This is a genomic window from Nocardioides sp. BP30, from assembly GCF_029873215.1.
GTDB lineage: Bacteria > Actinomycetota > Actinomycetes > Propionibacteriales > Nocardioidaceae > Nocardioides.
The window spans coordinates 2,955,700-2,978,079 of record NZ_CP123620.1; the positions used below are offsets into that span (position 1 = coordinate 2,955,700).

General features: G+C 67.1%; 14 protein-coding genes and 3 rRNA genes. 9 read left to right on the top strand and 8 right to left on the bottom strand.

Annotation, left to right across the window (positions count from 1 at the left end):
- Positions 1-322: 322 nt before the first annotated feature.
- On the top strand, positions 323-3,103 hold the full coding sequence (aceE, locus tag P5P86_RS14010; protein WP_280608060.1) for a pyruvate dehydrogenase (acetyl-transferring), homodimeric type: 2,781 nt from the start codon (positions 323-325) through the stop codon (positions 3,101-3,103).
- A gap of 70 nt (positions 3,104-3,173) precedes the next feature.
- On the opposite strand, the gene P5P86_RS14015 is transcribed toward aceE, so the two are convergent.
- Positions 3,174-4,145: an alpha/beta fold hydrolase gene (locus tag P5P86_RS14015; protein ID WP_280608064.1), complete on the bottom strand. Its 972-nt coding sequence runs from the start codon at positions 4,143-4,145 to the stop codon at positions 3,174-3,176.
- 149 nt (positions 4,146-4,294) lie between these two features.
- Between P5P86_RS14015 and P5P86_RS14020 the strand changes: the two genes are divergently transcribed.
- From P5P86_RS14020 to P5P86_RS14050, 7 genes are all read left to right on the top strand, one after another.
- A complete protein-coding gene (locus P5P86_RS14020) occupies positions 4,295-5,458 on the top strand; it encodes a PucR family transcriptional regulator (protein WP_280608065.1) in 1,164 nt (387 codons plus the stop codon).
- An 85-nt stretch (positions 5,459-5,543) separates the two neighbouring features.
- Entirely contained in the window at positions 5,544-6,728 is a 1,185-nt protein-coding gene (locus tag P5P86_RS14025) for an acyltransferase domain-containing protein (RefSeq protein WP_280608066.1), read from the top strand.
- Positions 6,728-7,729: a beta-ketoacyl-ACP synthase III gene (locus P5P86_RS14030; RefSeq protein ID WP_280608067.1), complete on the top strand. Its 1,002-nt coding sequence runs from the start codon at positions 6,728-6,730 to the stop codon at positions 7,727-7,729. The genes P5P86_RS14025 and P5P86_RS14030 overlap by 1 nt, the downstream gene beginning before the upstream one ends.
- A gap of 58 nt (positions 7,730-7,787) precedes the next feature.
- On the top strand, positions 7,788-8,036 hold the full coding sequence (locus P5P86_RS14035) for an acyl carrier protein (protein ID WP_280608068.1): 249 nt from the start codon (positions 7,788-7,790) through the stop codon (positions 8,034-8,036).
- 31 nt (positions 8,037-8,067) lie between these two features.
- A complete protein-coding gene (locus P5P86_RS14040; RefSeq protein WP_280608069.1) occupies positions 8,068-9,342 on the top strand; it encodes a beta-ketoacyl-[acyl-carrier-protein] synthase family protein in 1,275 nt (424 codons plus the stop codon).
- Positions 9,342-10,802 carry an acyl-CoA carboxylase subunit beta gene (locus P5P86_RS14045; RefSeq protein ID WP_280608070.1) on the top strand — a complete coding sequence of 487 codons (1,461 nt, stop codon included), beginning with the start codon at positions 9,342-9,344 and terminating at the stop codon, positions 10,800-10,802. The genes P5P86_RS14040 and P5P86_RS14045 overlap by 1 nt, the downstream gene beginning before the upstream one ends.
- A 96-nt stretch (positions 10,803-10,898) precedes the next feature.
- A complete protein-coding gene (locus tag P5P86_RS14050) occupies positions 10,899-11,453 on the top strand; it encodes a hypothetical protein (RefSeq protein ID WP_280608071.1) in 555 nt (184 codons plus the stop codon).
- A gap of 51 nt (positions 11,454-11,504) precedes the next feature.
- On the opposite strand, the gene P5P86_RS14055 is transcribed toward P5P86_RS14050, so the two are convergent.
- Positions 11,505-11,984: a DUF3145 domain-containing protein gene (locus P5P86_RS14055; RefSeq protein WP_446724943.1), complete on the bottom strand. Its 480-nt coding sequence runs from the start codon at positions 11,982-11,984 to the stop codon at positions 11,505-11,507.
- 246 nt (positions 11,985-12,230) lie between these two features.
- Positions 12,231-12,986 carry an SDR family NAD(P)-dependent oxidoreductase gene (locus tag P5P86_RS14060; protein ID WP_280608073.1) on the bottom strand — a complete coding sequence of 252 codons (756 nt, stop codon included), beginning with the start codon at positions 12,984-12,986 and terminating at the stop codon, positions 12,231-12,233.
- Between the two features lie 101 nt (positions 12,987-13,087).
- Between P5P86_RS14060 and P5P86_RS14065 the strand changes: the two genes are divergently transcribed.
- The gene (locus tag P5P86_RS14065; protein WP_280608074.1) at positions 13,088-13,693 is read left to right on the top strand and encodes a TetR/AcrR family transcriptional regulator; all 606 of its coding nucleotides are present in this window, start codon (positions 13,088-13,090) and stop codon (positions 13,691-13,693) included.
- Between the two features lie 77 nt (positions 13,694-13,770).
- On the opposite strand, the gene P5P86_RS14070 is transcribed toward P5P86_RS14065, so the two are convergent.
- The 5 genes from P5P86_RS14070 to tyrS form a co-directional block, all read right to left on the bottom strand.
- Positions 13,771-14,904 carry a tetratricopeptide repeat protein gene (locus P5P86_RS14070; RefSeq protein ID WP_280608075.1) on the bottom strand — a complete coding sequence of 378 codons (1,134 nt, stop codon included), beginning with the start codon at positions 14,902-14,904 and terminating at the stop codon, positions 13,771-13,773.
- Between the two features lie 107 nt (positions 14,905-15,011).
- Positions 15,012-15,128: ribosomal RNA gene (rrf, locus tag P5P86_RS14075) — 5S ribosomal RNA — on the bottom strand.
- 154 nt (positions 15,129-15,282) lie between these two features.
- A 23S ribosomal RNA gene (locus P5P86_RS14080) occupies positions 15,283-18,415 on the bottom strand.
- A 432-nt stretch (positions 18,416-18,847) separates the two neighbouring features.
- Positions 18,848-20,376, bottom strand: a 16S ribosomal RNA gene (locus P5P86_RS14085).
- Together the 16S, 23S and 5S rRNA genes form the textbook arrangement of a ribosomal RNA operon.
- 581 nt (positions 20,377-20,957) lie before the next feature.
- Entirely contained in the window at positions 20,958-22,244 is a 1,287-nt protein-coding gene (gene tyrS / locus P5P86_RS14090; protein WP_280608076.1) for a tyrosine--tRNA ligase, read from the bottom strand.
- Between the last annotated feature and the right edge of the window lie 136 nt (positions 22,245-22,380).

Below are 22,380 nucleotides of genomic sequence, written 5' to 3' on the forward strand. Positions count from 1 at the left end.
GCAGTCTTCTGTCTTGGTCCGGCCCGGAGGGCCGGTGAGTAGTCCAGCGGAGAACGGCCGGGGGCGCAACCCTGGTCCACTCCGCTGACATCCCCGTCCTCGTCCGGGCAGCGGTCAGGTACCCCGTCGCCCGAGCCGACCCGCGCCTGCCGCTCCACCGCGACGGGCCCGAAGGGCTCGGCCTCGTCCAGGTCCGGCGGTCCCGAGGAACCCTGGTGGAGAACCCCGCGTGAACGCCTCCTTCCCCAGTACGCCCGCACGGCGGTGACCATGTACTCATCAGTAAATTTTCCGATGCCCCGGCGAGTGGCACCATTCGAATGTGACCGAAGAAACCACCCCTCCTTCCGGCACGCCGGCCACCGTCATCCACGAGGGCCTGCCGACCCAGCTGCCAGACATCGACCCGGACGAGACCGGGGACTGGCTGGCGTCCTTCGACTCGATGGTCGACGCGCGTGGTCGTGACCGGGCGCGCTACGTCATGCTCCGCCTCCTCGAGCGCGCCCGCGAGCGCGCCATCGGCGTACCCGCCCTGCGGAGCACCGACTTCATCAACAGCATCCCGCCGGAGCGCGAGCCCTGGTTCCCCGGCGACGAGGAGACCGAGCGCAAGGTGCGCTCGATGATCCGCTGGAACGCCGCGATGCTGGTCTCGAGTGCCAACAGCAAGGGCCTGGAGGTCGGCGGTCACATCGCCACCTACCAGTCCTCGGCATCGCTCTACGAGGTCGGCTTCAACCACTTCTTCCGCGGCAAGGAGCACCCCGGCGGCGGGGACCAGGTCTTCATCCAGGGGCACGCGAGCCCGGGCATCTACGCCCGCGCGTTCCTCGAGGGCCGGCTCTCCGAGGAGGCGCTCTACCGGTTCCGCCAGGAGGTGCAGCACGGCGTCGGGCAGGGACTCTCGTCCTACCCCCACCCCCGCCTGATGCCGGACTTCTGGGAGTTCCCCACGGTCTCGATGGGCCTGACCGGCATCAACTCCATCTACCAGGCTCGGTTCAACCGGTACCTGCACAACCGGGGCATCAAGGACACCTCCGACCAGCGGGTGTGGGCCTTCCTCGGCGACGGCGAGATGGCGGAGCCGGAGTCCATGGGCGCGCTGCGCATCGCCGCCCGCGAGGAGCTCGACAACCTCGTCTGGGTCGTCAACTGCAACCTGCAGCAGCTCGACGGCCCGGTGACCGGCAACGGCAAGATCATCCAGGAGCTGGAGGCGAACTTCCGCGGCGCCGGCTGGAACGTGATCAAGGTGATCTGGGGCCGCGAGTGGGACGACCTGCTCGCCCGCGACGTCGACGGCGTCCTGGTCAACAAGATGAACAGCACCCCCGACGGCGCCTTCCAGACCTTCTCGGTCGAGAACGGCGCCTACAACCGCGAGCACTTCTTCGGTCCCGACCCGCGTCTGCGCAAGATGGTCGAGCACCTCAGCGACCGCGACATCGAGAAGCTGCCGCGCGGCGGCCACGACTACCGCAAGGTGTACGCCGCCTTCGACTCGGCCACCAAGCACGTCGGTCAGCCGACGGTGATCCTGGCGCACACCATCAAGGGCTGGACGATCGACGCCCTGATGGGCAAGAACGCCACCCACCAGATGAAGAAGCTCACCGTGGAGGACGCCAAGCGCTTCCGCGACCGCCTCGAGATCCCGATCAGCGATCAGCAGATCGAGGAGAAGTACGCCTCGACCGGCAAGTTCCCGCTCTACCACCCGGGCGCTGACTCGGCTGAGATCAAGTACATGCTGGAGCGACGTCGCGCGCTCGGTGGCTCGCTGCCCCAGCGGGTCAACAACGCCGCCGCGCTCGAACTCCCCGGCGACAAGGTCTACGCGGACCTGAAGAAGGGTGCCGGCAGCAACAAGATCGCCACCACGATGGCGACCGTGCGGCTGCTCAAGGACTGGATGCGCGAGCCCGGCATCGGCAAGCGCATCGTGCCGATCGCCCCCGACGAGTACCGCACCTTCGGCATGGACGCGATGTTCCCCTCGGCCAAGATCTACGACCCGGCGGGTCAGCAGTTCGAGGGCGTCGACCGCAACATGCTGCTCTCGTACAAGATGTCGACCTCGGGGCAGATGCTGCACGAGGGCATCTCCGAGGCCGGCGCGATGGCCTCGGCGATCGCGGCGGGCTCCTCCTACGCCACCCACGGCGAGGCGATGATCCCGTTCTACATCTTCTACTCGATGTTCGGCTTCCAGCGCACCGGTGACTCGATCTGGGCGATGGCCGACCAGATGGCGCGCGGCTTCCTCGTCGGCGCCACCGCCGGCCGCACCACCCTGACCGGCGAGGGCCTGCAGCACGCCGACGGTCACAGCCCGCTGATCGCCGCCACCAACCCCGCCGTGGTGCACTACGACCCGGCCTTCGCCTACGAGGTCGCGCACATCATGCGCAGCGGCCTCGAGCGGATGTACGGCACCGGTGGCCCGAACGGCAAGGGTGAGGACGTCATCTTCTACCTCACCGTCTACAACGAGCCGGTCAGCCAGCCCGCCGAGCCCGAGGACGTCGACGTCGAGGGCATCCTCAAGGGCCTCCACCACGTCTCCGCCGGCGAGGGTGAGGGCCCGCGGGTGCGGCTGCTCGCCTCCGGCGTCGGCTTCCCGTGGGTGGCCGAGGCGCAGCGGCTGCTGCGCGAGGACTGGGGCGTCGTCGCCGACACCTGGTCGGTGACCTCGTGGAACGAGCTGGCCCGCGACGCCATCGCCGCCGAGAAGTGGAACCTCAACAACCCGTCCGCCGAGGCCCGGACCGCCTACGTCTCGCAGAAGCTGTCCGGCTCCGACGCGCCGGTGGTCGCCGTCTCGGACTACATGCGCGCCGTACCGCTGCAGATCGCGCGCTGGGTGCCGGCCGACTACCGCGTGCTCGGTGCCGACGGGTTCGGCTTCGCCGACACCCGCCCGGCGGCGCGGCGTTTCTTCCAGATCGACGCGCAGTCGGTGGTCGTGCAGTCGCTCCAGGCCCTCGCCGACGCCGGCAAGATCGACCGCTCGGTCGTGGCCAAGGCGTTCGAGACCTACCGGATCGACGACCCGACCACGATGGAGGGCGTTCGCCAGGAGGGCGGCGACGCCTGAGCCCGACGGCGACAGCAGCCGAGCTGATCGACACCACGGCCCCCGCGGAGCTCGCGGGGGCCGTGGTGCGTCAGGCCAGCTCCGAGGCCGGTTCGACCGGGCTCAGGTGGCCGGGGCCACCGTCCTTGAGCAGGCGCCGCCACCGAGCGCGGGAGTACGTCGCCGGGACGGTCGAGCCGATGAACTCCTCCACCAGGTCCGCGAAGGCGTCCGGGTGGTCCTTGTGCGGGAAGTGGCCGGTGTCGGGCATCACCGTCACCTGCGCGTTCGGCGCGAACTCGCGCGCGACCTGTGCGTGATGGGCCGGCAGCACCCGGTCGTCCTCCCCCCACACCACGCATAGCGGCATCAGCTCGGTGAGGTAGGCACGGTCGCGCATCGTGATGTTCTGCCCGCGCCAGTCCATCACGCCCGTCACCAGCTTGTGCACGGCATACCTGCTGCGCGGCTCCTTGAGCCGTTCCAGGATGTCGGCGACCTCGTCCAGATCTCGCAGGTCGCGCAGCCCGGTGGCTTTCAGAGCGCGCAGGAAGCCGGTGTTGAGCTGGCGCAGCACCGGCAGCGTCAGCAGCCCGAGGGTGAGCTGGTAGCCGGGCAGTCCGAGGGCTCGGATCAGGGCCGTGACCTCACGGCCCAGGCCGCCCGGGTCGACCAGCACGAGTCGCTCGGTGCGCTCGGGGAACTGGTAGGCGAACTGCATCGCCACCGCACCGCCGAAGCTGTGCCCGACCACCGTCACCTTGTCGATGCCCAGGATGGTCAGCAGGTCGCGCATGCCGTTCGCGTACCCGCCGGGGCTGTAGTCGCCCCGCGGCTTGTCGGACTCGCCGTGGCCCAGCAGATCGGGCGCGATCAGCGTGTACTTCTCGGCCAACCGGCCCCAGACCGGGTCCCAGGTGTGCCGGTCGCAGCCCAGGCCGTGCAGCAGGAGCAGCGCCGGCGCCGTACCGATCTCGCGACCGCCGAAGGCGTACGCCCGGCGGTGGCCGTGCACTGTCACCGTCTGCGTCGCCGGCGCCGCCGCCGATGTCGTCACTGCCATGGCTCCCCTTCCGACATCGGTCCGGGATTCCTGACCGGCTGTCCAGTTCCGCGATTCAACCATCACTCCCGACCCGAGGGGAGCCTTATCGCCCAAGCAGGTACCCGCCCTGAGCGCGCAGCGACCGCGCGGGGTGGGAGAATCGGCAGGTGACACGCATCGCCACCGTCCCCGGAGCCCGCGCGCTCCAGCGCGCCACGGGACGGCTCGCGACCGCCGCGACAGGACGGATGGAGACGGAGTTCCCCTGGTTCACGGCCCTCTCGGCGCAGGAGCGTTCCTGGGTCGGCATGATCGTGCAGGCGGGTATCCAGGGATTCGTGCAGTGGTACGCCGAGGGCGTGCGCACCGCCGTCAAGTCGGACCTCGCCGCCAGTGTGTTCGGTGCCGCTCCACGCGCCCTCGCCGGGGTGATCACCCTGCAGCAGACGGTGGACCTGGTCCGGCTCTCGATCGACGTGGTGGAGCAGAGCATCGACGACGTGCTCCCGCCCGACGAGGCGGTGGAGGTGCGCACCGCGATCGGCCACTACGCCCGCGAGGTCGCCTTCGCCACGGCGGCCATCTACGCGCGCGCCGCCGAGCAGCGCGGGGCCTGGGACGCCCGCCTCGAGGCCCTCATCGTGGACGCGGTGCTCCGCGCCGACCCCGACGAGGCCGTCCTGGGCCGCGCGAGCGCCCTGGGCTGGGGTGCCCGGGGCTCGATCATGGTGGTGCTCGGCACGGCACCCCGGGACCGCGACGACAACGATCTCTTCGAGGAGGTACGCCGCCACGCCCGCGCGGCGCGCCTGCACGCCCTGTGCGCGGTGCAGGGCGAGCGACTGGTGGTCGTCCTGGGCGAGGTGAGCGACCCGCACGCCGCGGCGGCGGCGGTGGCCGACGTCTTCGGGCCCGGCCCGGTGGTCGCCGGGCCCGTCGCGCCCGACATGGCGGCCGCCCATGCCTCCGCCACCGGTGCGGTGGCGGCGCACCGGGCCGCACCCGGCTGGCCGACAGCGCCGCGGCCGGTGCTCTCCGAGGAGCTGCTCACCGAGCGCGCCCTGGCCGGCGACGAGGACGCGCGCACGTGTCTGATCGAGGAGGTCTACCGGCCCGTGCGGGAGCGGGCGGCGCTGGTCGAGACGCTGACGGCGTACTTCGACGCCGGCGGCAATCTCGAGGCTGCGGCCCGCGTGCTCTTCGTCCATCCGAACACGATCCGCTACCGCCTGCGCCAGGTCGGCGACCTCACCGGTCTGCAGCCGTCGAGCCCACGCGATTCCTTCACCCTCGCCACGGCGCTGATCCTCGGACGGCAGGCCGACGCCTGATTTGTAGGACACCTACAAAATCGCGGGTGACAAGTTCGTCTGCTTCGGACGCGCTTACCCCCAGGTAGACCGGCAGAGTGGAGGCGTGCTCGTCATCGTTGCGCCGGGTCAGGGCGCCCAGACCTCCGGATTCCTCACCCCCTGGCTCGAGGACCCTGTGTTCGCCGGCCGTCTCGAGTGGCTCTCGACCGTCGCAGGGCTCGACCTCGCCCACTACGGCACCGCTGCCGACGACGAGACCATCCGCGACACCGCTATCGCGCAGCCGCTGCTGGTGGCCTCCGGGCTGGTCGCCGCGTTGGAGCTGTTCCCGCACCCGGCCGACGCGTTCGCCATGATCGGCGCCGTGGCGGGCCACAGCGTCGGCGAGCTGACGGCGGCCGCGGGCGCCCGCGCCATCAGCGGCGAGCAGGCGATGGTGCTGGTGCGCGAGCGCGGCAAGGCGATGGCCGAGGCGGCGGCGGTGACGCCCACGGGGATGACCGCCGTGCTGGGCGGGGACCGCGAGGAGGTGCTCGCCAAGATCGCCGAGCACGACCTGACCGCCGCGAACGACAACGGCCCCGGCCAGATCGTCGCGGCCGGCACGCTCGACCATCTGGCCGCCTTCGCCGACGACGCCCCGGCCAAGGCCCGGGTGATCCCCCTCAAGGTCGCCGGTGCCTTCCACACCTCGCACATGGCTCCGGCCGTCGACCGGCTCGGCCGGCTGGCCCGCAGCGTGTCGGTGCACGACCCGCGTACGCCGGTCGTGAGCAACCGCGACGGTCGCGTCGTCCACGACGGCGCCCAGGTGCTCGAGCGGATCGTGGGCCAGATCGCCCGGCCGGTGCGATGGGACCTGTGCATGGAGACCTTCACCGACCTCGGCGTCACCGGCATCTTGGAGATGCCACCCGCGGGCACGTTGACCGGCATCGCCAAGCGCGCCCTGAAGGGCGTGGACACCTTCGCGCTGAAGACTCCCGACCAGCTCGACGACGCTCGCGCCTTCTGCGAGAAGCACGGCGAGAAGAGCCTCATCGAGACCAGCCCCACGTGGCGGATGGTGGTGGCGCCCGCCAAGGGCACCTTCCATCTCTCCGAGGAGGCGCGCGACCGCGACGTGCTGCTGCCAGGCACGCTGATCGGCGCCATCGCCAGCCTGCGCGACCGGATCGACGTACCGACTGCGCACGGCGGCCAGGTGGTCGAGTGGCTGGTCGAGGACGGTGACCTGGTCTCCCCCGGCCAGCCGCTGCTGCGGCTGCACCCGGAGGGTGTCCTCTGATGGCTCTCCAGGCACCCGCCGGCGCACCGCACGCCCGCATCCTCGGCATCGGCGGCTACCGTCCCAGCCGGGTCGTCCCCAACAGCGAGATCGTCGACGCGATCGACTCCAGCGACGAGTGGATCAGAACCCGCTCCGGCATCACCGAGCGCCGCTGGGCCGCTCCGGAGGAGACCGTGCAGATGATGTCGGTCGCCGCCTCACGCAAGGCGCTGGCGGCCGCCGGCCTCGAGCCCGAGCAGGTCGACTGCGTCATCGTCGCCACCGTCAGCCACATGCTGCAGACGCCGTCGGTGGCCGCGCTCGTCGCCGACGAGCTGGGCACCGATCACCCCGCCGCCTTCGACATCTCGGCGGCCTGTGCCGGGTTCTGCCACGGCATCGCGATGGCCAACGACCTGGTCCGCGGCGGAAGTGCTCGCCATGTCCTCGTGATCGGGGTGGAGCGTCTCTCCGACCTGACCAACGTGCACGACCGCGGCACCGCCTTCATCTTCGCGGATGGCGCCGGCGCTGCCGTCGTCGGTCCCAGCGACGAGCCCGGCATCGCCCCGGTCGTGTGGGGTTCGGCCGGCGAGCAGGCCGACCTCATCAAGCAGGACGTCGACTGGCTCACCTGGAGCGCGGACGCCGACCACGCCCCGCAGCCCTACCTGGTCATGGACGGCAACCCGGTCTTCCGCTGGGCGTCCTTCGCCATGGCCAAGATCGGCCTCGAGGCCCTCGACAGGGCCGGCGTAGCTCCCGAGGAGCTCGACTGCTTCGTGCCGCATCAGGCGAACATGCGCATCGTCGACGCCCTCGCGCGCTCGATGAAGCTGCCCGAGTCGGTGACCATCGCCCGCGACATCGCGACCATGGGCAACACCTCGGCCGCCTCCATCCCGCTCGCCCTCGAGCGGCTGATCGAGGAGGGCCAGGCGAAGTCCGGCGACACCGCCCTGCTCATCGCCTTCGGCGCCGGGCTGGTCTACGCCGCCCAGGTCGTCGTCGTGCCCTGATCGGCCACCCCACAGTTCACCCCTGGGTTCCGTACCCGCTGAAGAGAAAGGTCGCCTGATGGCCACCACCGAAGAGATCCGCAGCCAGCTCGCCGAGATCGTCAACGAGGTCGCCGGCGTCGACGTCGACGACGTCCAGCTCGACAAGTCCTTCGTGGACGACCTCGACGTGGACTCGCTCTCGATGGTCGAGGTCGTCGTCGCCGCCGAGGAGAAGTTCGGCGTGACGATCCCCGACAGCGAGGTCAAGAACCTCAAGACCGTGGGCGACGCGGTGAGCTACATCGAGCGCGCCCAGGCCGCCTGACACCCTGCCCCACCCATCTCCCGGAGAGCACATGAGCCGCACCCGAGTCGTCGTCACCGGACTGGGCACCACCAGCCCGGTCGGTGGAGACGTTCCGTCCACCTGGGAGGCCCTCCTCGAGGGTCGTTCCGGGGTCCGCTTCCTCGACGAGCCGTGGGCCGAGGACCTGCCCGTCAAGATCGCGGGCCGGATCGCCGTCGAGCCCACCGAGGTGATCGAGCGCGTCAAGGCACGCCGCCTCGACCGCTCGGCTCAGCTGGCGATGGTCGCGGCCATGGAGGCCTGGCGTGACGCCGGCTTCTCGGGCGCGGCGGGCTCGGAGGCCGAGTCGGGTCTCGACGGCGACCGCGTCGGCGTCGCGCTGGCCTCCGGCATCGGCGGCGTCACCACGCTGCTGGACAACTACGACGCTCTCCGGGAGAAGGGTCCGCGGCGGGTCTCCCCGCTCGCGGTGCCCATGCTGATGCCCAACGCCCCCGCGGCGAACGTCAGCCTGTACGTCGGGGCCCGCTCCGCCGTGATCACCCCCGTCTCGGCGTGCGCGTCGGGCAACGAGGCGATCGCTCACGCCCTCGACCAGATCCGGTTGGGCCGGGCCGACGTCGTGGTCGCCGGCGGCACGGAGGCGGCGATCCACGCCCTGCCGATGGCGGCCTTCGCCAACATGATGGCGCTGTCCAAGACCGCCTCCGGGCCCGAGGGGGGCGACCCCACCGCTGTCAGCCGGCCGTGGGACACCGCTCGTGACGGCTTCGTCCTGGGCGAGGGCGCCGGCGTCCTCGTGCTCGAGCGACTCGAGCACGCCCAGGCCCGGGGCGCTCGGATCTACGCCGAGGTGCTCGGCGCCGGCATCACCGCCGACTCCCACGACATCGCCCAGCCCGACCCGGCCGGGCGCGGGGGCTCGCGCGCGATCCTGCGCGCGATCGCCGAGGCCGAGATCAGCCCAGCGGACATCATCCACGTCAACGCCCATGCCACCTCCACGCCCCAGGGAGACATCGCCGAGGGTCTGATGCTGCACGCCACCCTGGGCCAGCACGTCTCGAACGTGGTCGTCACGAGCACCAAGTCGATGACCGGTCACCTGTTGGGCGGTGCCGGCGCCCTGGAGGCGGTCGCCACCGTGCTCGCGCTGCGCGACCGGGTCTCGCCGCCCACGATCAACCTCGACAACCTCGACCCCAAGGTCGAACTCGACATCCCGACCAAGGCCCGCGACCTGCCGGCCGGCGACGCGGTGGCGCTGAACAACTCCTTCGGCTTCGGCGGCGCCAACGTCGCTGTCGCGTTCGGGAGCATCTGATGTCCGGCGTCACAGCGGCACCGGCGTCGGCACCGGCTCCGCGCACGGCGGCTGCCAAGCCGCCGCGCGAGGAGGACCCCCGCTACCCGCTGACGCGTCTCTCGGCGCTGCTCGACGAGGGCTCGATCGAGCTGCTGTCCGAGATCGACGACTCCGGCATGCTCGCGGTGCGCGGCACCGTCGACGGTGCGCCGGTCGTCGCCTTCTGCTCCGACGCCACCGTGATGGGCGGGGCGATGGGCGACGTCGGCTGCCGGGTGGTCGTCGACGCCTACCACCGCGCCCTGACCGACCAGGTCCCGATCATCGGGCTGTGGCACTCCGGTGGGGCCCGGCTCGCCGAGGGCGTGCTCTCGCTGCACGCCGTCGGGCGCATCTTCCAGGCGATGACCCAGGCCTCGGGCAAGATCCCGCAGATCTCGGTCGTGCTCGGCCCCGCCGCCGGCGGCGCCGCCTACGGGCCGGCGCTGACCGACGTGGTCATCCTCGGCCCCGAGGGCCGGATCTTCGTGACCGGCCCGGACGTGGTCCGCTCCGTCACCGGCGAGGACGTCGACATGCTCCGGCTCGGTGGCCCCGAGCCGCACGGTCGTCGCTCGGGCGTCGTACACATCCTCACCGAGAGTGAGCAGGAGGCGCTCGACCGGGCCCGCACCGTCGCCTCGCTCCTGGGCGACCAGGGCGGCCTGCGGGTCGACCAGGTCGAGGACATCGACCTGAGCCAGGTCCTGCCGGAGTCCAAGAAGCGCGCCTATGACGTCCACCCGCTGGTGGAGACGCTGCTGGACGAGGGCACCGCGCAGGAGCTGCACGCCCGCTGGGCGCCCAACATCGTCACCGCCCTGGGGCGCTTCGGCGGCCGGACCGTCGGCGTCGTGGCCAACAACCCGCTGCGCTTGGGCGGCTGCCTGGACTCCGCCTCCGCGGAGAAGGCTGCGCGCTTCGTGCGGATGTGCGACGCCTTCGGCGTACCGCTCGTCGTGCTGGTGGACGTGCCCGGCTACCTGCCCGGCGTCGGTCAGGAGTGGGACGGCGTCGTGCGCCGCGGGGCGAAGCTGCTGCACGCCTTCGGCGAGTGCGTGGTCCCCCGGGTCACACTGATCACCCGCAAGACGTACGGCGGCGCCTACATCGCCATGAACGCACGCTCCATCGGCGCGACGAAGGTGTTCGCGTGGCCGGGCGCCGAGGTGGCGGTGATGGGTGCGGTCGCGGCCGTCCGCATCCTGCACCGCCGGCGCCTGGCCGAGGTCTCTCCCGAGATCCGGTCGCAGGTCGAGGAGGAGCTCGCCGCCGAGCACGAACGCATCGCCGGTGGGGTCGACAAGGCGGTCGAGATCGGCGTCGTCGACGCGGTGGTCGAGCCGACCGCCACCCGCAGCGCCATCGCCATCGCGCTGCACGAGGCCGTCCAGACAGCGGGCGTGCACCGCGGAGCGCACGGCAACATCCCGCTCTGACCCTTCCCGAGTGTCGCGACGCGGTGAGTGGTGCGTAACCACTCACCGCGTTGCTGCGTTGGTCCTCCTGGACGGACGCCAGGTCAGGGAGGGCTCATGCACGGTCTCGGGAAGCGACAGCGGATCTATCACGGCGCGGTCGGCCTCGCCCTGCTCGGCGGCCTGCTCGGCACCGGCGGCGGTGGTGGGCTGGGTGATCTCGGCTCGCTCCTCGGCGGCCTCCTCGGTCCGGGCGACTCGGCGACGGCCCAGAGCGCGACGCCGATCAGCGGCCGTCTCCACATGGCCGACCAGAAGCTGCGCAAGGGCTGCAAGAGCTACTCCTATGACTACACCGTGACGGTGCCGGCCGACCAGGAGTACGACCTGGAGATCTTCGTGACCGACCCGCGCGGCGTGTCCCAGGGCTCTGATGTCATCCTGTCGGGAGCGGACCCGGAGTCGGGCACCAAGAGCCTGACGATCTGCCGTTCGAACACCGTGCCGGGCACCTTCACGCTGCGCGGCACGCTCTACACCAACGACGGCGCCGGGCCCACCACCACCACGGTGGTGCCGGCCGACTCCTTCCGGCTGACACTCGCCAAGAAGCACCACAAGCACAAGCACGCCAAGCACCACGGCACGTCGCACAAGAAGAGGCACCACTGAGCCGTACGGCGCGGTGGTGCCTCCCCTACGAGTGGTCCTCGGGATCCGCCCTCAGACGACCTGGTGAAGCCAACGGACCGGTGCGCCCTCGCCGGCGTGCCGGAAGGTCTCGAGCTCGTCGTCCCACGGCTTGCCGAGGAGCTTGTCGATCTCGAGCATGAGGGTGGTCTCGCCCAGTGCTGCCTTCACCACCGCTGCCTTCAACCGGTCCTCGGGAATCATGATGTCCCCGTGCAGTCCCGTGACGGCGTGGAAGACGCCGAGCTCGGGGGTGTAGGAGAATCGCGCACCCTCGGAGCCGGACGTCGACTCCTCGGTGATCTCGAACCGCAGGTGGTTCCAGCCCTTGAGCGCCGACGTGACGGCAGCAGCAGAACCCACCGCTCCGGTCCACGAGAGCTCGGCACGGTAGGTGCCGGACTGGGCACCCTGAGGCGTCCAGTCCAGGTTCACAGCGACACCCAGAACCCCGCCGACGGCCCACTCGACGTGCGGACACAGCGCCGACGGCGCCGAGTGCACGTAGAGCACACCCCTGGTCGCGGTACGGGTGGCGCTGTGCGATGTCGTGTATCCAGTCACCGTTGTTCTCCTTCGTTCCGGCGCGAGCGACGCCTTCCCCAGCGGTCTGGCGTCGGAACGGGTTCGATCGACGGTGCCTGAATGACACATATGTAGTTGTGGGGCCATTGTGACGCACGTGAGGGCGGAATGCCAGCGCATCCCGCCCTTGCGTGCGTTCGAGGCCGCCGAGGATCGCGCGAGCCCCCTCGACGATCAGCTGGCGGTGTAGCCGCCGTCGACCAGATGGAAGCTGCCGGTCACGAAGCTCGCGGCGTCGCTGGCCAGGAAGGCGACCAGCTCGGCGATCTCCTCGGGCTCTGCGAGCCGGTTGAGTGCGTGCTTGGCCGCGAGGGCGGTGCGCGTCGCCTCATCGAGGCTGTCGCGCACGGCCGGAGTGTCCACGAAGCCGGGCGCGACGGCGTTGACCCGCACGCCCTGGGGACCGTACTCGAGAGCGGCGTTCTTCGTCAGGCCCTGGAGCGCATGCTTGGTCGTCACGTACGCCGCGTTGCCGGGGAAGCCGACCGCTCCCAGGATCGAGGACATGTTCACGATGCTGCCGCCACCGTTGTGCACCAGGGCGGGGATCTGGGCCTGGAGACCGTGGAACACGGCGTTGAGGTTGACGTCGAGGACCTTGCTCCACGCCTCCACGGGATACTCCGCGACCGTCGCCGCGGGACCGCCGATGCCGGCATTGTTGACGGCGATACGGAAGGGGGCCAGCTTCTCGGCGGCCACCACCGCCGCCGACTGGAACTCCGGGTCGGCGACGTCGCCGACCAGGGCGACCGCCGTGCCACCCGACTGCTCGATCGAGGCGACCACCGCCTCGGCCGCCTCTCCGTTGAGGTCGGCCACGACCACGGCCGCGCCATTGGCAGCGAGCTTCAGGGCGACGGCCCGGCCGATACCGCTTCCCGCACCGGTCACGATCGCCGACCGGTCTCCCACCTCGTACGTTGCCATGTGATGCTCCTTCCGGGCACGCTTGTCCCGACCTCTATCCGACGTCTGTCGCTTACATACGCATAACCAACATCTGTCGGACAACATTCCCGAGGAGCACCATGGATCCACGTCAGCGTCGCAGCCGCGAACGGCTCCACCGTGCCATCCTCCGGCTCGCGACCGACAGCCCGGTCGCCGACCTCAGCGTCACCACCGTCGCCACCGCGGCGGGCGTGCACCGCTCCACCTTCTACCAGCACGCCAGCTCGCCGGCGACCCTCCTCGAGCAGGCCCTGCTGGAGGAGCTCGATGCCTTGCGCGCGGGCCTGGTGGCGCCGGACGGTGACGTCGCGGCGGCGGTCACGGCCGTGACCGAGGGCGTCCTGCGCCACATCGAGGCTCATCTGGAGATCTATCGCAGGGGCCTCGGGGAGGACAGCGGAGAGGCGAGCCTCCGCCCGATGCTCAGCCAGCACTTCCGGGAGAGCGGGCACCACCTGATCAACCAGCCGGGCGCGGGCCTGGAGGTGCGTGTATCGGGGCTGACCCGCCAGGCGATCACCGACGCCGCGACCCGCTTCATCGCGGACGGGACCGTCGGACTACTCGTGGGATGGGTACAGGAGCCGCGACCGCGGGTCGATCGGTTCCTGCACGTCTACACCGCACTGCTCCCCGACTGGTGGCCCGGCAGCCGTCGCTCCACCCCGCAGTGCGACTCCTGAGAGGCAGCGACGGCGGCTGCGGATGCCTCCCGGCTCCGCAGCCGCCGCCCAGGGACGTGCGATCCGACTGCCCGTGCCTAGTCCCCGATGCGGCGCTCGAGGTCGGCCGCACGCGCCGCCGCATCGGTGAGGTCCTCGGCGTCGATCGCGTGGGTCCGGTGGAACCACGTCAGCGCCTCGTTGAGCCGACCGGCGGCCTCGAGGGTGTCGGCGTACGCATAGCGCAGCCGGACGACCCACGCGGCGCGCGTCTTGTTGGTCAGCGGCGAGAGCTCGAGGACCCGCAGCGCTGCATCGAGCTGACCCATGTCACGGCGGGCGCCGGCCTCGACCAGCGTGATCTCGGCCTTGGCCTCGGGCTTGAAGTTCACTACCGACGGGCTGTGCGCGAGCTTGATCGCCTGCTCGGGGTGCCCCAAGGCTCGGTGGCAGTCAGCCATGATCGGCAGGTACGCCGTGGCACCGTTCATCCGCTTGGCGGCCCGCAGCTCGGACAGCGCCTCGGCGTAGTGGCCGGCAGCGTAGGCGGCCTCGCCGAGCGCCTCGCGGATCACCGCGATCCGCTGCGCCCGCGCCTTGGCGGCCTTGGCGTGCTGGTAGGCAAGCTCGGGATCCTCGTCGATCAGCATCCCGGCAGCGGCCAGGTGGCGCGCGATCCGCGCAGCGAGCTTCTCCGGCAGACCCTTCAGCTGGTTGGCGACGGCGCGGTCCAGCTCCTTGCCCGTGATCTCCGCGGGCAGGTCGGGGCCGTCGTACGCCGCCTGGTCCGAGGTCCTGACCTCGCGCTCGGGGGCGCGGCGTTCACCACCACGACCTGCAGCGCTCTTGCCCGCGTAGGGAGCGGACTTGCCGTCCCGCTTCGCCGGCCCCTTGCCGGGGCCCTTCGGCCCCGCCTTCGCGCCGCCGCGCGATGCCCCGTCACGACCTCCTCCCCGGAACTCGCCACCGTCGCGGGAGCCGCGAGCAGCGCCGTCCCGACCGCCGCTGCGCGCCCCGTCGCGAGCTCCGCCCCGGGCAGCGCTGCTCCCCCGATCGCTGGCACCGGCGGGACCACGCCCACGCTCGGAGCTGCCGTAGGCCTTGCCCGAGCTCGGCTTGCCGCCGGTACCGGGCTTACCGCCGGACCGCGGCTTGCCCGCGCCACCCTGGGGGCGACCGCCCGTGCGTCCCGAACCCTGACCGGGGCGTCCGCCCCGTCGCTCCTCTGCCATGGACACAGCCTTCCTTACCGGCGCGCCTCGCGCCATCGTCGCCGAGCCCGAAGCGGGCTCAAATGCAGCGTAGGGGCCACCTGGTGGTGGCCCCTACGTGAATGTTTGTCCGGCGGCGTCCTACTCTCCCACAACCTCCCGGTTGCAGTACCATCGGCGCTGAAAGGCTTAACTTCCGGGTTCGGGATGGGACCGGGTGTTTCCCTTTCGCTATGACCGCCGTAACCCTAGACCCCACCACACACGCACACAGCGCCGTGCCCGGGGAAAACATGGTTACATCGTCTGCCACTATTCAAGAATCAGTGGAGATAGTCGGTTCGTGGACGCGAACATCACGCAGTAGCCAACATGGTTGTTGGTTCAGTTGAGCATTTGTAAGGCAAGCCCTCGGCCTATTAGTACCAGTCAGCTCTACCTCACGGTTGTACACTTCTGGCCTATCAACCCCATCGTCTATAGGGGGCCTTAACCCATCAAGGGTGGGAAACCTCATCTTGAAACGTGCTTCCCGCTTAGATGCGTTCAGCGGTTATCACTTCCGAACGTAGCCAACCAGCCATGCACCTGGCGGTACAACTGGCACACCAGAGGTTCGTCCATCCCGGTCCTCTCGTACTAGGGACAGCCTTTCTCAAGTTTCCTACGCGCGCAGAGGATAGGGACCGAACTGTCTCACGACGTTCTAAACCCAGCTCGCGTGCCGCTTTAATGGGCGAACAGCCCAACCCTTGGGACCTACTCCAGCCCCAGGATGCGACGAGCCGACATCGAGGTGCCAAACCATCCCGTCGATATGGACTCTTGGGGAAGATCAGCCTGTTATCCCCGGGGTACCTTTTATCCGTTGAGCGATGCCGCTTCCACATGCCGACACCGGATCACTAGTTCCGACTTTCGTCCCTGCTCGACATGTCTGTCTCACAGTCAAGCTCCCTTGTGCACTTACACTCAACACCTGATTACCAACCAGGCTGAGGGAACCTTTGAGCGCCTCCGTTACATTTTAGGAGGCAACCGCCCCAGTTAAACTACCCATCAGGCACTGTCCCTGAACCAGATCATGGCCCAAGGTTAGACATCTAGTACGACCAGAGTGGTATTTCAACGATGACTCCACACACACTGGCGTGCATGCTTCACAGTCTCCCACCTATCCTACACAAGCCGAACCAAACACCAATACCAAACTATAGTAAAGGTCCCGGGGTCTTTCCGTCCTTCTGCGCGTAACGAGCATCTTTACTCGTAGTGCAATTTCGCCGAGTCCACGGTTGAGACAGCGCCCAAGTCGTTACTCCATTCGTGCAGGTCGGAACTTACCCGACAAGGAATTTCGCTACCTTAGGATGGTTATAGTTACCACCGCCGTTTACTGGGGCTTAAGTTCTCAGCTTCGAGCTCACGCTCTAACCGGTCCCCTTAACCTTCCAGCACCGGGCAGGAGTCAGTCCGTATACATCGTCTTACAACTTCGCACGGACCTGTGTTTTTAGTAAACAGTCGCTTGGGCCTGGTCTCTGCGGCCATCACCGCTACCCCCAGCACGTGGGTTCACGGATCCGGCCCCCCTTCTCCCGAAGTTACGGGGGCATTTTGCCGAGTTCCTTAACCATGGTTCGCTCGATCGCCTCGGTATTCTCTACCTGATCACCTGAGTCGGTTTGGGGTACGGGCGGCGCATAGCTCGCTAGAGGTTTTTCTCGACAGCATAGGATCATCGACTTCCCCAAACGGGTCCCCATCAGATCTCAGACACGTGATCAAACACAGCCGCCCGGATTTACCTAGACAGCGTCCTACATCCTTAGCCGGCGACAACCATCGCGCCGGATCGACTACCTTCCTGCGTCACCCCATCGCTTGACTACTACACACTCGGGTCCCACGCTACGCACACACGCCCACGCCCGAAGGCATAGATCACGGTGTTTCGGGTGGTTAGCATCATGCGCCTCGTCATGGGCGCTACTTTGCCGGTACCAGAATATCAACTGGTTGTCCATCGACTACGCCTGTCGGCCTCGCCTTAGGTCCCGACTTACCCAGGGCAGATTAGCTTGACCCTGGAACCCTTGATCATCCGGCGGATGAGTTTCTCACTCATCATTCGCTACTCATGCCTGCATTCTCACTCGTGTGGCCTCCACGGCTGGATCACTCCGCCGCTTCACCGCCCACACGACGCTCCCCTACCCATCCACACACCTGAACCAACCCACAAGGAGCGGCTTAGCTAACATGTGAATGCCATAGCTTCGGCGGATGACTTGAGCCCCGCTACATTGTCGGCGCGGAATCACTTGACCAGTGAGCTATTACGCACTCTTTCAAGGGTGGCTGCTTCCAAGCCAACCTCCTGGTTGTCACTGCGACTCCACATCCTTTTCCACTTAGTCACCGCTTAGGGGCCTTAGCTGATGGTCTGGGCTGTTTCCCTCTCGACTACGGAGCTTATCCCCCGCAGTCTCACTGCTGCGCTCTCACTTACCGGCATTCGGAGTTTGGCTAACGTCAGTAACCTGGTAGGGCCCATCGGCTATCCAGTGCTCTACCTCCGGCAAGAAACACACAACGCTGCACCTAAATGCATTTCGGGGAGAACCAGCTATCACGAAGTTTGATTGGCCTTTCACCCCTATCCACAGGTCATCCCCTCCATTTTCAACTGAAGTGGGTTCGGTCCTCCACGCCGTCTTACCGGCGCTTCAACCTGCCCATGGATAGATCACTTCGCTTCGGGTCTAGAGCATGCGACTGAAACGCCCTGTTCGGACTCGCTTTCGCTACGGCTACCCCACACGGGTTAACCTCGCCACACACCACTAACTCGCAGGCTCATTCTTCAAAAGGCACGCCATCACCCCAACACCCAAAGGGCAGCCGGGCTCTGACGGATTGTAGGCACACGGTTTCAGGTACTATTTCACTCCCCGCCAGGGGTACTTTTCACCTTTCCCTCACGGTACTTGTCCGCTATCGGTCATCAAGGAGTATTTAGGCTTAACAGGTGGTCCTGCCAGATTCACACGCCATTCCAGGAGTAGCGTGTTACTTGGGACAACCCTCCACAGACATCGTCTTACCACTACGGGACTATCACCCTCTACGGCACCGCTTTCCAACGGACTTCGCATTCAACGACATTTTCTCACTGTGCGGCCCACCGGCAGATGGACCCGAAGGCTCCCACAACCCCAACCACGCAACCCCTGCCGGGTATCACACGCAGCTGGTTTAGCCTCATCCGATTTCGCTCGCCACTACTCTCGGAATCACTATTGTTTTCTCTTCCTACCGGTACTGAGATGTTTCACTTCCCGGCGTTCCCTCCACCTGCCCTATATATTCAGGCAGGGGTAACACGACATGACTCGTGCTGGGTTCCCCCATTCGGACACCCCCGGATCAACGCTTCGTTGCCAACTCCCCAGGGCTTATCGCAGGCTCGTACGTCCTTCATCGGCTCTTGATGCCAAGGCATCCACCATGTGCCCCTCATAGCTTGCCAAACAAACACTCAACAAAAACAACAAACACTGTTCTCGTCAAAAAAACTCAAAGGCATACTACAAAGACCGCGCACCACCCACCCAACCCTCACCTGGTGAAGCAAGAGCCAAGCATTGCAAGGCAGTGCGCATAAGATGCTCGCGTCCACTATCCAACTATCAACCACCCAACCCACCAACACCCACAACCACACCAAAAGCGCGACCACGAACAGAAGGAGGCAAGAGGAGTGTGATCCCTCAAAGCCCAACAGTGTGCCACACCCACCACCAACACCCGATCCGAGGTTCCACACCCACCACACAAACACATGGCAAGCAGTACTGACATCACAAGCCCGGCAACAGGCCTTCATCGACGATTCCACTTTACGAGCAGCACCACCAGCCCACACCCACTGTGCAGGCCACCATGGCCACTGACTCCTTAGAAAGGAGGTGATCCAGCCGCACCTTCCGGTACGGCTACCTTGTTACGACTTCGTCCCAATCGCCAGCCCCACCTTCGACGGCTCCTCCCACAAGGGTTAGGCCACCGGCTTCGGGTGTTGCCGACTTTCGTGACGTGACGGGCGGTGTGTACAAGGCCCGGGAACGTATTCACCGCAGCGTTGCTGATCTGCGATTACTAGCGACTCCGACTTCATGGGGTCGAGTTGCAGACCCCAATCCGAACTGAGACCGGCTTTTTGGGATTCGCTCCCCCTCACGGGATCGCAGCCCTTTGTACCGGCCATTGTAGCATGCGTGAAGCCCTGGACATAAGGGGCATGATGACTTGACGTCATCCCCACCTTCCTCCGAGTTGACCCCGGCAGTCTCCTATGAGTCCCCACCATCACGTGCTGGCAACATAGGACGAGGGTTGCGCTCGTTGCGGGACTTAACCCAACATCTCACGACACGAGCTGACGACAGCCATGCACCACCTGTACACCGACTAAAAGGGGCTACATCTCTGCAGCTTTCCGGTGTATGTCAAACCCAGGTAAGGTTCTTCGCGTTGCATCGAATTAATCCGCATGCTCCGCCGCTTGTGCGGGCCCCCGTCAATTCCTTTGAGTTTTAGCCTTGCGGCCGTACTCCCCAGGCGGGGCGCTTAATGCGTTAGCTGCGGCACGGAACCCATGGAATAGGTCCCACACCTAGCGCCCAACGTTTACGGTGTGGACTACCAGGGTATCTAATCCTGTTCGCTCCCCACACTTTCGCTCCTCAGCGTCAGAACATTCCCAGAGAACCGCCTTCGCCACCGGTGTTCCTCCTGATATCTGCGCATTTCACCGCTACACCAGGAATTCCGTTCTCCCCTGAATGCCTCTAGTCTGCCCGTATCGAAAGCAGGCCCAGGGTTAAGCCCTGGGTTTTCACTCCCGACGCAACAAACCGCCTACGAGCCCTTTACGCCCAATAATTCCGGACAACGCTCGGACCCTACGTATTACCGCGGCTGCTGGCACGTAGTTGGCCGGTCCTTCTTCTGCACATACCGTCACTCCACCCAAAAAGATAGAACTTCGTCTGTGCTGAAAGAGGTTTACAACCCGAAGGCCGTCATCCCTCACGCGGCGTTGCTGGATCAGGCTTCCGCCCATTGTCCAATATTCCCCACTGCTGCCTCCCGTAGGAGTCTGGGCCGTGTCTCAGTCCCAGTGTGGCCGGTCACCCTCTCAGGCCGGCTACCCGTCGAAGCCTTGGTAGGCCATTACCCCACCAACAAGCTGATAGGCCGCGAGCACATCCCACACCGAAAAAACTTTCCAACCCCCCACATGCATGAAGGGCTCATATCCGGTATTAATCACCGTTTCCGGTGGCTATCCCAGAGTGCAGGGCAGATTACTCACGTGTTACTCACCCGTTCGCCGCTCGAGTACCCCGAAAGGCCTTTCCGCTCGACTTGCATGTGTTAAGCACGCCGCCAGCGTTCGTCCTGAGCCAGGATCAAACTCTCCGTAGAAAAACAAAACCCAACCAACCCCAAAAGGACCAGCTGAGAAGAAGAGATGCCTGAACAAGAGAACCTGACATATTGCCAGAATTCATTGTCAAAACCATCACCCAAAAGGTGACAGGGCATAACAAACTAATTCGTCGACTATGACACACTGTTGAGTTCTCAAGAATCACACGCGCACCGCGGATCAACACCCTGACGAGCATCTCCCCTACGGGGCTTGCACTATCTTACCCGGCGTCTTACCGCCTGGCAGTACCTTACCGGAGACTTTCACTTCCCGCAATTTCGCGTTCCGCGCTTTTCGTTTCCGCCGCAGTGATAACCACTTTAGCCGAAACCAACCGCGTCCCGCAATTTCGCGATAACCGCTCAGTCTCCACACCCGTATCCCGCACCCCAGCACCGGATCTCGGCTCCTGTCCGGAGACACGAGCACCCACCCGGTGAGGGAGGTACGAAGCAGGCGGCCATCCCGGGGCCGGAAGCCCGACCCGGAACCGGATCTTGCTCCCCGCCGCTCCCTGGCGACTCGGAGAACAGTACGCACTCCGGGTCGCCACCACAAATCGGCGTCGATGCCGTCAGTGCACCTCGACGCCCGCGAACCGCTTCTTGCCGCGACGCAGCACGAGCCAGGTGCCCTCGACCAGCTCGCGCTCCTCGACGACCGCCTCGGGGTCCTCGACGCGCACGTTGTTGACGTAGGCGCCCCCCTCGCCGATGGTTCGGCGCGCCTCTCCCCTGCTCGTGGCAAGACCCGCAGCCAGGAGCAGGTCGACGACGCCGAGACCGTCCGCCCGGTCGACGCGCACGGTGCCGGCCTCGCGCAGTGCGGCGGCCAGGGTCGCACCGGAGAGCGCTGTCAGGTCGCCACCGCCGAAGAGGGCCGCCGCGGCAGCCTTGGCCTGCTCGGTCTCCTGGGCGCCGTGCACCAGCGTCGTCATGTGGTCGGCGAGCGCCTTCTGCCCGGCGCGCAGGAACGGCTTCTCGACCGTCTGCCGCTCCAGCTCCTCGATCTCCTCGCGGGAGAGGAAGGTGAAGATGCGCAGCAGCTCGCCGACCTTCTCGTCCTCGACGTTGAGCCAGAACTGGTGGAACGCGTACGGCGACATCATCTCCGGGTCGAGCCAGAGCGCCCCACCCTCGGACTTCCCGTACTTGGTGCCGTCGGACTTCGTCACCAGGGGCGTGGTGAACGCATGCACCGTCGCGCCCTCCGCGCGCCGGATGAGCTCGACGCCGCCGGTGATGTTGCCCCACTGGTCCGAGCCGCCGAACTGCAGCGTCACGCCGTGGTCGCGGAACAGGTTGAGGTAATCCATCGACTGCAGCAGCACGTAGGAGAACTCGGTGTAGGAGATGCCGCTCTCCAGCCGCCGGCGCACGGTGTCGCGCGCGAGCATCCGGTTGACCGGGAAGTGCTTGCCGATGTCGCGCAGGAAGTCGATGACCGACAGCGACGCCGTCCAGTCGTAGTTGTTCACCATGGTCGCGCCGTTGGCACCCTCGAAGCCGGGGTCGCCCGCGAAGGAGAGGAACGGCTCGATCTGGCGGCGTACGCGCTCCACCCACTCCTTGACGGTGTCCAGGGAGTTCAGGACACGCTCGCCGGAGTCCTTCGGGTCACCGATCATGCCCGTCGCGCCGCCGACCAGCGCGTACGGCGTGTGCCCGGCGCGCTGCAGGCGCATCGCCGTGACGATCTGGAGGAGGTTGCCCATGTGGAGGCTGGGCGCCGTCGGGTCGAAGCCGATGTAGAACCTCACGCTCCCGACGGTCAGCGCCTCGCGCAGCGCATCGCGGTCCGTCGAGTCGGCGACGAGGCCTCGCCACTCGAGGTCGTCGAGGAGGGTGGGATCGATGGACACGACAGGCCTTTCTCACGGGTGGACCGGGCGCACCCGGCCGGAGCTTCACCCCAAGCGTGCCGCATCGGAGGCGTCCGCGCCCATTCGGTTCCGCGGCTCGGGCATGCCTGTCGATCTGGCCCGGCGTCCTAGAGTC